Annotated in this window: 8 protein-coding genes; all 8 read left to right on the top strand. The window is 39.1% G+C overall.

Annotated features, from left to right (window positions below; genetic code table 11):
• The coding region (locus tag A7D23_RS13355) for a HAMP domain-containing sensor histidine kinase (RefSeq protein ID WP_141690682.1) at positions 1–961 on the top strand (961 nt) is incomplete at its 5' end.
• The gene (locus A7D23_RS13350; RefSeq protein WP_068884124.1) at positions 945–1,655 is read left to right on the top strand and encodes a response regulator transcription factor; all 711 of its coding nucleotides are present in this window, start codon (positions 945–947) and stop codon (positions 1,653–1,655) included. The genes A7D23_RS13355 and A7D23_RS13350, both read left to right, overlap by 17 nt.
• A gap of 208 nt (positions 1,656–1,863) precedes the next feature.
• On the top strand, positions 1,864–2,649 hold the full coding sequence (locus tag A7D23_RS13345; RefSeq protein WP_068884122.1) for a 4Fe-4S binding protein: 786 nt from the start codon (positions 1,864–1,866) through the stop codon (positions 2,647–2,649).
• Between the two features lie 331 nt (positions 2,650–2,980).
• Entirely contained in the window at positions 2,981–4,228 is a 1,248-nt protein-coding gene (locus A7D23_RS13340) for a recombinase family protein (RefSeq protein ID WP_019226665.1), read from the top strand.
• 95 nt (positions 4,229–4,323) lie between these two features.
• Complete coding sequence (locus tag A7D23_RS13335; protein WP_019226666.1) at positions 4,324–7,230, top strand: DEAD/DEAH box helicase family protein; 2,907 nt, start codon at positions 4,324–4,326, stop codon at positions 7,228–7,230.
• Positions 7,231–7,347: 117 nt separating this feature from the next.
• Positions 7,348–8,370, top strand: coding sequence for a virulence RhuM family protein (locus tag A7D23_RS13330; protein WP_141690681.1), 1,023 nt, complete (start codon positions 7,348–7,350; stop codon positions 8,368–8,370).
• Positions 8,371–8,652: 282 nt separating this feature from the next.
• Positions 8,653–9,942, top strand: coding sequence for an IS110 family transposase (locus A7D23_RS13325; RefSeq protein ID WP_019226668.1), 1,290 nt, complete (start codon positions 8,653–8,655; stop codon positions 9,940–9,942).
• A 575-nt stretch (positions 9,943–10,517) separates the two neighbouring features.
• Positions 10,518–10,883: a PqqD family peptide modification chaperone gene (locus A7D23_RS13320; RefSeq protein WP_025206016.1), complete on the top strand. Its 366-nt coding sequence runs from the start codon at positions 10,518–10,520 to the stop codon at positions 10,881–10,883.
• Positions 10,884–10,999: the final 116 nt, after the last annotated feature.

Below are 10,999 nucleotides of genomic sequence, written 5' to 3'. Positions count from 1 at the left end.
ACTATTGCTGATTGATGGTATATTTTGCATAGGTGCCTTACTCATAATTAGTCAGATTTTTACTAAGAGACTTATAGAACATATCACAAATCCTTTAGATGCATTGTCAAAAGGAGCAAAAAGAATGAAAGAAGGAAATTTTTCTGAACCTGTTAAATACAAGGGAGATCTTGAATTTGAATATGTCTGTGACGCATTTAATGAAATGCAGGAACATATAACGGAAGCTAATGCGGAAAAGGAGTCTTATGAAAAGGTGAGAGTTGAAATGGTGGCGGGAATTTCTCATGACTTAAGGACTCCATTAACGGCAATCAGAGGAACAATAAAAGGTCTCAAGGATGGGGTTGCGACAACACCTGAATTAAGAGAAAAATTTCTTGATACAGCTTATAGACGAACGATAGAAATGGATCGGCTTTTGGAAAGGTTATTTTATTTCTCAAAACTTGAAACAGGTAATATGCCACTGTTTTTTGAAAAGATAGAGTGGAGTGAGTATCTGGAAGATTATGTGAAAAGATACGAATTATTGATAGAGAATGAATCTATAAAAATTAAAATTAAAGATGTAAAAAAAGGTTTGTTTTCAAATGTTGACCGAGAACAAATGAAACGAATACTTGACAATATACTGGAAAACAGTAAAAAATATGCAGAAACAGATAAGCTTGAAATTACCATTAATATTTTTGAAGAACATTCATATGTAGTACTTGAGATATCTGATAATGGCTGTGGAGTTTCAGAAGATAAGATTTCCCATATTTTTGAACAATTTTTCCAAGGTGATGAGTCAAGGAATATAAAAGAAGGGAATGGACTAGGTCTTTATATTGTAAAATATCTAGTGGATGCTATGGGAGGCTCAGTAGATGCAGAAAACAGCAACGGTCTTACTATTCGAATAAGACTACCAATTTTCGCTGAATATGGTGATTTAGATGAATGCCAAATATAGAATTCTGATTGTCGAAGACGATGATGATATCAGTATGATAGAACAGGCTTATCTGGAAGCTAGTGGGTTTGAAACATTCATTGTAAGTGATGGCGATAAAGTACTTCCACTTCTGCATGTGGAAAAGTTTGACTTATTACTGCTGGATCTTATGCTTCCCGGAAAGAATGGTTATGAGATATGCAAAGAGATAAGAGGTGAAATTAATATTCCAATTCTCATGGTAACGGCAAGGACGGAATCTGTTGATAAAATTCGTGGTCTGGGACTTGGTGCAGATGATTATATTACTAAACCTTTTGATCCCGCTGAGCTTGTAGCAAGAGTAAATGCAAATATAAGACAGTATAGTCGATTAACAGAAGCCAATCAGATAGAATCGGGTGAGAAGGGCGATGAGATACAAATAGGTAATATTCGGGTTCTTCTGCATGGATGGAAGGTCTATAAGGGTGAGCAAGAAATTCGCTTTCCTAACCGAGAATTTGAATTATTAAAATTTATGGCTGAAAATCCTAATATTGTTTTCTCGAAAGAACAATTGTTTGAAAAAATATGGGGATATGATTATGTTGGGGATAGCGCGACGGTTATGGTGCATATTAATCGTATTCGTGAAAAAATTGAGGATGACAGTAAAAACCCAAAAATCTTAGAGACAGTATGGGGGGCGGGATACCGGTTGAATAGATAAGATAAAATTATATGGTTATCAGGTTAGAGTAGCAAATTATAATTATTAATTAAATTGAAAAAGAAAGAGTTTAGGATTTGTTTAATTTTATACCTCCTGTTTGTTTAATGTGATTTGACATTATTATCACATAAATAATCAGGAGGTATTTTTGTGAAGATTTGTAATTCGTAGATGTAAACCAAACCAGATATACGGAGGTCATGTAATGAATATTAATACTAAGAAATTAGCAAAAACGGCCATTCCTTTTTTTCTAACAATATTCCCGTTTGTTTTTAGTTTCCTTATTGAGGAGACTTTCGAAAATGCAATTCAACTTAGCATTATGGCAGTCCTAATAACATTTATTTTGTTTGCCATTATCTTCAAAAGAAGCTTTTGTGGTTTTTTATGCATGGTAGGGGCGCTGCAAAGGGGTGTTGGATATATAGGATTCAAGCTTTTAAAAAAAAGGGTCACAGTTCCTGCAACACTCGATAAATATCTTAGAGCAGCGAAATACATCATACTTGCAGGTTTTGCAGTATTATCCATTGCAAGCGGCAAGTTACTGCTACAAGTCAGTGTTGACGATGTGTTTGAGCAATATAACATAATACCTGGATTAGCCTGGATAAGTATTATGTTGATGTTTGTAACAATTATTGGCTCATTCTTTATTGATAGATTCTTCTGCAAATATATCTGCATACAGGGTGCAGTCGCCGGAATTGCAGGTCGGTTTAGCCCCAGTGGTATCGTCCGATGCGAAGATAAGTGCATCAATTGCACGTTATGTACAAAGAAATGTCCCTCAAATCTAGAGGTGCATAAAATGAAGAAGGTAATATCGGCTGAATGTTTTGACTGCCAAAAATGCATTGCTGTATGTCCAAAGAAAGGGGCATTAACTAATAGTTTTGCAGGTAGAAAAATCCCCTTAGTTTTGCTTGTAGCAATGGCAGGAATGCTTTACATGTTGTTAACCTATTTAATAACGCTATTTTTATAGATGGTGCTATGAGCAGGTGTCGATCCATTTCTTTAACAATTAAGAATGATAGAAGCAAAAGGGTGGAGAAATAACAGTAAGCCTATCCAGGCGACTTTATCTGAAATATTAGCTTCCGCCAAGGGGATACCAGATGTGTACGACATCTTTTTTGGATCCTCAAGGCATACGGAAGCCGTAATCCTGTTGCAACGTGTGGAACGCTGACGCTGCAAGGCTTAGCGGGATTGTCGTAAGAGATATGCTTTGACGTGAGTGAATTTCCTCGCTGCGTCTTTTCTTTTTGGTAGAATATTAATGGGTGTCTCATTTTATATAGATGTGAAGGACAATGAAAAATGTAAGGATTATACCTGCTAAACCCAAAGAGAATAAAAAGCTCAAGGTTGCCGCTTACTGCAGGGTCAGTACCTCCGGGTCGGAGCAACTGCGCAGTCTCGAGATTCAAATAAGTGCATACACGAAGATGATAAAAAGCCATCCCAACTGGATTTTTGTCGGTGTTTATTATGATATTGAAAGCGGGCTTCGCCGAAGCGGCAGAAAAAGTCTGGACAAGCTGCTCAAAAAAGCGGCTAAAGGCAAAATTGATTACATCATCACAAAGTCAATCAGCAGGGTATCAAGAGATACGCTGGAGATATTGAAGATTACAAGATTTTTAAGAGAGCGAGGGATCAATATGCATTTTGAAAATGAGAAGCTGGATTCAATTGAAGCGGATAAAGAATTCGAAATTACGCTTAGGGGTATGCTGGCACAGGACGAAAGCCGAAATATCAGCGAGAACATCAAATGGGGAATTCAGCGCAAGTTTGAAAAGGGCGAGATATTGACGAAGTATAAGAATTTCATGGGCTACACTTGCGTTGACGGTGAGATAGTCATTGTGCCGGAACAGGCAGAGGTGGTAAGAAAGATATTTGACTTATATTTACAAGGCCTGACGTTAGGACAAATTAAGGATTATCTGGAGGCCCAAGGAATTAAGACTGTAACGGGCAAGGAAATTTGGGATACAAAAACGATCCAGAGGATGTTAACCAACGAGAAATATAAGGGCGATACAATGTTTCAAAAGACCTTTACTGAGGATTTTATGACCGGAAAGAAAAGCAAAAATATCGGACAGCGGAACAAGTATTATGTAAAGGATAGCCATGCCGCCATAGTTTCTGCCGAAATTTATGACAAGGTTCAGGAAGAAATGGCGAAACGTGCGCGGCTTGTTACCAGCGAGGATGGCACAGTAGAAATCAGCGGAAGTAAATATAATGGCAAATACTTTCTGGGAAATTTGCTCGTGTGCGGAGATTGCGGAGCATCTTATCGTCGGAGAACTGAGCGGGGCAAGGTAGTCTGGCGCTGTGCGACAAGGATTGAAAAAGGCAAAGATGCTTGCCCTCATTCCCCCACCATGGATGAAGGATGGATACAGGATGTTCTGGCAGAAGCTGTTTGTGAGAATGGGGGTTATGATGAAGGTATAATCAGGAATAAAGTTGCTAGAATTCAGATTTATAATTTGTATACTATGATTAGCTATAAAAATGGGGAGCAGACTAAAATCTGTTTTTGATATATCCTTGCATTGTTACATCCAAACTAATAAAATAATATTTGTATATTTTACCAATTTATATAAGGATACTAACGATAGGATACCGTAAAACAATGGATTATGAAGAACTTTATAGAAAATACCAAAAGCTGTTGGAAGAAAATAAAAGGCTGAAGGTTGAAAATGAAGATTTCAAGATTCAGCTTGGGTTGGTATTGCCCTTATTCGACAATGAAGTTCATGCAATGGAAGAGGAAAAAGACCTTTCAGACCAATTTAATAGCTCTGAACGAGTAACCAATAATAGTTCTCCACAGGAAAAGATTAATCTATTCATGTCGTTGTTCAGAGGCAGGGATGATGTATATGCTAAAAGATGGCAGAATAAAGAAGGTAAATCGGGATATTCTCCAGTTTGTCTGAATGAATGGGCTAAAGGGATTTGCGGCAAGCCGAAAATCAAGTGTTCCGACTGTGAGAATAAAAAATATGCGATTCTTGATTCCTCTGCAATTGATAATCATTTAAGAGGTAAGGCAGTATACGGTGTTTATCCTATGCGGCCGGATGAGACCTGCAGCTTCCTTGCGATGGATTTTGATGACGATGGTTGGCAGAAAGATATAAATGCATTAAGAAATACTTGTACCGAAAAAAGTATTCCCTTTGTCGTTGAACGGTCGCAATCCGGGAACGGTGGCCATGCGTGGTTCTTTTTCAAGGATCAAATCAGTGCGGCAACGGCCAGAAAATTTGGCACACTGCTTCTAACCCATGCCATGTCAAAAAGGCATGAGATTAAATTTAGTTCATATGACCGGTTGTTTCCCAATCAGGACACACTCCCCAAAGGCGGATTTGGGAATCTGATCGTATTGCCTCTGCAAGTCAACGCACGAAAAAGTGATAACAGCGTATTTATTGATGAGAAGTTTCAACCCTATAGTGATCAGTGGCATTTCTTAAGCTCTGTTCGGAAGTTAAGCGAAGAGGAAATAAACGGGTACATTTCCCAGCTTGGCACCGGTAATGAATTGGGAGATTTAAGGCAAATTGAAGACGAAGAAACGAAGCCATGGGAAAAGACGCGGATAGACAAACGGTTATGTAAAAACGATATTCCGGATACTATTAACATTACAAAAGCCGACATGCTATATGTTCGCAAAGATGGATTCTCTAATAAAGCCCTAAATATGATGAAACGCCTGGCGGCCTTCCGTAACCCTGACTTTTATAAGGCGCAGGCTATGAGATTGCCGACATTTAATAAGCCCAGAATAATTTCTTTGTCTGATGAAACGCCGGATTATCTTTGCCTTCCAAGAGGATGTGCGATTGATTTAATAAATCTGTTTGAACCGATGAATTCTGAAATTAAGTGGACGGACGAAACCGTTTCCGGTAAATTTATCAAGGTTCAATTCAAGGGACATCTTCGTGATGAACAGGGGGATGCCGTTTACTCAATGCTGCAGCACGATAATGGGGTTTTAGCCGCAACCACCGCATTTGGGAAGACAGTAATAGGGGCAAAACTAATAGCTGAAAGAAAAGTCAACACGCTTGTACTTGTTCATACACAGCAGTTATTGGAGCAGTGGCAAGAGCGATTGAACCAATTTTTGACGATTAATGAAGAGCTGCCTATCGATCCCATTAAAAGACGAGGCAGGAAAAAGAGCCGTAGTATTATTGGACAGCTTGGCGGCGGCAAGAAAAATTTAAGTGGGATTATTGATATTGCGATTATGCAGTCATTGGTGAAAAGCGACGACGTAAAAGATGTTGTCCAGGATTATGGCATGGTTATTATTGATGAGTGCCACCATGTACCGGCATTCAGCTTTGAGCAGATTCTTAAAAACGTTCCGGCTAAGTATGTCTATGGATTGACAGCAACCCCGGTGAGGCAGGACGGTCATCATCCCATCATATTTATGCATTGCGGCCCGGTGCGGCATAAGGTTGATGCTAAAGAACAAGCTGAAAAAAGACCATTTGAGCATTATATTATTCCGCGTTTTACGCCATTCAGAAAACCGGTAAGCCAGGACGAGAAAGAGTGGTCTATTGGCGAAATCTATTCTCAAATCAGTACCAGCCAAATACGGAATCAGTTAATTGTTGATGATGTCACTCAATGTGTGAAAGAAGGGCGAAATCCTATTGTCTTGACAGAAAGAACGGCTCATGTCGAGGCAATCGCCAGGGAATTGTCAAGAGTAATGCCAAACGTTATTGAATTAACCGGAGGAATGACTGCTAAAGAAAGAAGAATCAAGCATGAAAAGCTTTCAAGCATTCCGACGGATGAGAGTATTGTTATTGTGGCCACCGGTCGGTTTGTCGGCGAAGGCTTTGATGAACCAAGGTTGGATACACTTTTTCTGGCAATGCCGGTTGCTTGGAAAGGAACAGTGCAGCAGTATGCCGGACGGCTTCACCGCTTATATCAAAACAAGAGTGAAGTCCAAGTTTATGATTATGTGGACGTTCATGTCGGTGTGCTTGAAAGGATGTACCATAAGAGACTTAAAGGATACTCTTCCATAGGATATTCGGCCAAAAGCGACAGTAAGCCGTTTGAAGCTACGAATGCTATTTTTGATAACCATAGTTTTATGACGGTATTCAGTAATGATATTTCTTCTGCAAAATCAGACATTGTTATTGTCAGCCCTTATATGACAAAAAAACGTCTGAATCAGATGTTGAATATCCTGTCTTCCGGAATTAACAATGGGGCCAAGCTGACCATAATCACCAGACCGGAGGGCGATTATAAGGAAAAGGACAGGTTGGCATTTTCAGATATGATTAATGCCGTACGATTAACAGGAGCAAACCTTATTTTTAAATCAAATATACATCAGAAGTTTGCGGTAATCGATCAGAAGATTGTATGGTACGGAAGTATTAACCTTTTGAGCTTCGGCAGTTCGGAGGAAAGCATAATGAGGCTGGACAGCGTTAATATAGCGAATGAACTGGTGGGTACGATTGAAGAAATGCTATAGATATTAACGGGTGTGATTACAAAATGGAAAAAATATGCCTGCATTTTTACATTGCATACAGAACATATGTTTGGTATAATTGTCTATGAAAAGTTATGGTTGGTATAAAAAGGAGGGATATGTCACGTGGGCGACATATCAAAACAAAGTAAGATCATTCTTTACCAGACTGACGAAGGAAAGATAAGAGTCAATGTCTATTATGCAGAGGAAAGTTTTTGGCTGACCCAAAAAGCCCTGGGTGAGCTTTTTGACGTGGATAGAACGGTAATCACCAAACATTTGAAGAATATATTTACCGAAAATGAATTGAAAGAAGAAGCAGTATGTGCAAAATTTGCACATACTGCCGAAGACGGAAAAACATATAATACCAACTATTATAATCTCGATGCTATTATCGCTGTTGGCTATCGGGTCAACTCCAAAAAAGCTACGCAATTCAGAATTTGGGCTACTCAGACTTTGAAAGAATATATCGTCAAAGGATTTGTATTAAATGATGATATGCTCAAAAACGGCAGGCCATTCGGTAAGGATTATTTTGATGAACTTTTAGAACGCATCAGGGAAATCAGAGCTTCTGAACGCAGAGCTTATCAGAAGATTGCTGATGTTTTTGAACAGTGCAGTAGCGATTACAACTCCAATTCCGAGGAAACGAAAATATTTTATGCCTTTGTGCAAAATAAAATGCACTTTGCCATAACAGGAAAAACTGCCGCCGAAATTATCCATGGACGGGCGGACAGTGAACATCCAACCATGGGATTGACTACATGGAAAGCGTCACCTCACGGCAAAATTTTAAAGAGTGATGTGAAGGTAGCAAAGAATTATCTTAACCAAAATGAGTTGGATAGACTGAATAGAATTGTGACAATGTACATTGATTATGCTGAGTTTCAGGCGTTAAATCAAAATATTATGACAATGAAAGACTGGCTACATATCACTGACGAGTTTTTAAAGTTTAATCGTCGCGAGGTTTTAAAGGATTCGGGAAAGATAAGCCATGAGGATGCCATGGATAAGGCAAAAAAAGAATATGAAAAATTTCGTGTAAGGCAAGATGAAAGATATATTTCAGAATTTGATAAAACTATGGAGAAGTATTTAAAGGGAAATACGAAACAATAATATTCCCGAATATTAACCATACGAGGTAATGGTGATGCAAATTGATGAATCTACAAGTAGACCTGATAGCATTGTGCAGATCATTACTTTGTCTTGAAACTGAATTTTTTCCTCTTAATTCCATTTTTGTAGTATAATTTCTCTATGAAAAGCTAATTCTTGTCGAAAAGCATTCCTGTAATGAATGAAAATGATCTTTGAGAAATAAACAACCCCCTGCTATGATTTAAGTGTGCCTGACAAACGCACAAAAATCACAGAAAATCAGGGGGATGTAAGCAGATGAAGAACCGTAACAATATTAAATTAGAAGCAATAACACCTAAAACACTAATAGTGGGAGTAGACATCGCCAAAGAAACGCAGTGGGCCCGGTTCGTGGATTATCGTGGCATAGAATTGGGGAAAGCCCTGAAATTCCAGAACGATAAAACCGGCTTCGAAACTATCTTAGCAAGCATCGAAACAATTTGCAAGAACAAAAGACTTGACGACGTAATCGTAGGAATGGAACCCACAGGGCACTACTGGAAACCGCTGGACAACTATCTGTTGATGCAAGAAGTAAAAGTAGTCATGGTTAATCCCTACCACACCAAAAAAGCCAAAGAGCTGGATGACAACAGCCAGACCAAGAGCGATAAGAAAGATGCTCTAACCATAGCGAAACTTGTGCGTGACGGCAGGTATTACGAAGTATATATGCCCCAAGATATATTCGCGGAACTAAGAGTGCTGTCAAACGCCAGGATCAGCCTCATGAAGCGGCATAACGCTTTAAAAAACACCATCACAGCAGTAATGGATGAATACTTTCCTGAAATGAAACTCGTATTCAAAAATGCATTAAACGGGAAAGCGTCCATGCAGATATTAAAGACCTGCCCATTCCCTTCACTGATACTTGAATTGGGAGTTGAGGGAGTACTTGCCGAGATAAAGAAAGCCGTCAAAAAGACAGTAGGCAGGAAAAAAGCTCAGCAGCTTGTAGAAACAGCCCAAAACTCCATAGGCGTGAGTTATGGAACAGCGTCGTCAAAATTGAAATTAGAGTTAATGATCGAGGAATTGGAATTACTAACAAAGCAGCTCGAACAAGTGGAAAGCAAAATGGAACTGGCTCTGGCAGAGACAGGAATCGGGGAAATCATTCTCGGCATCCCCGGTATAGGAGTGGTCACCGCAGCAAGTTTTTTAGGCGAGATAGGCGATCCGCTGAGATTTGACCATCCGCGTCAGATAAGCAAAATGGCCGGATACAACCTTGTTGAAGACAGCTCCGGCAAGAGTAAAAGTGGAACAGCAATCTCCAAGCGCGGAAGGAAAAACTTGAGAAGTATTTTATACCGGATGGCCATGACCATGGTTGCAGTAAACAAAGAAATGAAAGAACTGTACCTTTACCTGAAAACGCGCGAAACCAATCCGCTTAAGAAAAAGCAAGCACTTGTTGTTATTTCCGAAAAAATAATAACAGTAATATACAATCTGGTAAAAAAGCAAACAGAATACAAGGCAGAATTAGTGCTTGGGGAATGCAGAAAGAACCAAATCAGCAATCAAGCTGCTTAAGCCTAAAAGCGGCTTAAGCAACCCATTACAAGGGTTTTGGTTACGTACTGGATGTCAAGGGTAAATAAACGGCTGCGCCGCCCTTGACATCCGATAAGGCAGTGCCTATGGCGCAGCAAAGCAAGAAACATGAAACACGCCGATAAAGCGGAGATAAGGAGATCACCTCCATTAGGGCATGACCCAGCACCAAAGCTTAAACGCTATCTCCGTTTTTATCCATAAAACAGAACGAAGGAATGTAAGGGCATAGACCCAGCGAGTTATGATAGGGTGAGTTTTGGATAACACCGGCGAAAGTCATGTAAAATATTGCATTTTAAGAGATAATGCGATTGGCGGAGCAATCTGTTGATATATTTCAAAAATTGAGATAGGAGGTGAAAAATATGGTTTACGCAAAGCCTGTGATATTGGCACAAAGTACTGTACAGATGGCACAATGCACACCCAATAGTAAACCGAGTGGAAGACCTTGTAATCCACCAAAGCCAGGTGGACGATAATGGACAGTTTAATCAGGCGACGATGTTATAAATGAAAACTCGTCGCTTGATTACTAAGGAGAAATTGTAATGTTTTTCAAACAAAAATCTAATATTATATTCAGAAACTATGAGTCCTTCGGGTATGTAACGGACAATAGGAATTTCGGATATAAACGAACTGATGATAACAAAAACAACATCGGAGATAAAATTCTATCGGAAAGTGGGGCTGTATTTTTTTCTGCTTTAGGTAGAAAACCTCAAACCCTTGATGATCTCGCCAAAAAAATAAATAAGCAATTTACAGATGTTGACATTGAAATAATTAAGAATGATGCCAGAGACTTTTATTTTATGCTTGAACAGGATGGATTTATTGTATCTGGCGAAACAATTCAGGAATGCGAAAAAAGAGACACAAAGTTTTCGTACAAAATACTAGGGAACCACTGATTAATAACGTTTTTTATCATCCCAATAAATAATAAAGTGGGATAATCCCAAGTTAGCGGCCCTATCGCCGCCGATTTCAGCTGCCTTTTCCGAGTAATTCTCGAAAAAAGGCGTAC

The sequence above is a fragment of the Dehalobacter sp. TeCB1 genome (genome assembly GCF_001707455.1).
In the GTDB taxonomy this organism is placed as follows: domain Bacteria; phylum Bacillota; class Desulfitobacteriia; order Desulfitobacteriales; family Syntrophobotulaceae; genus Dehalobacter; species Dehalobacter restrictus.
The sequence above is the reverse complement of the archived record's forward strand: the minus strand, read 5'-3'. Positions and strand labels throughout refer to the sequence as shown.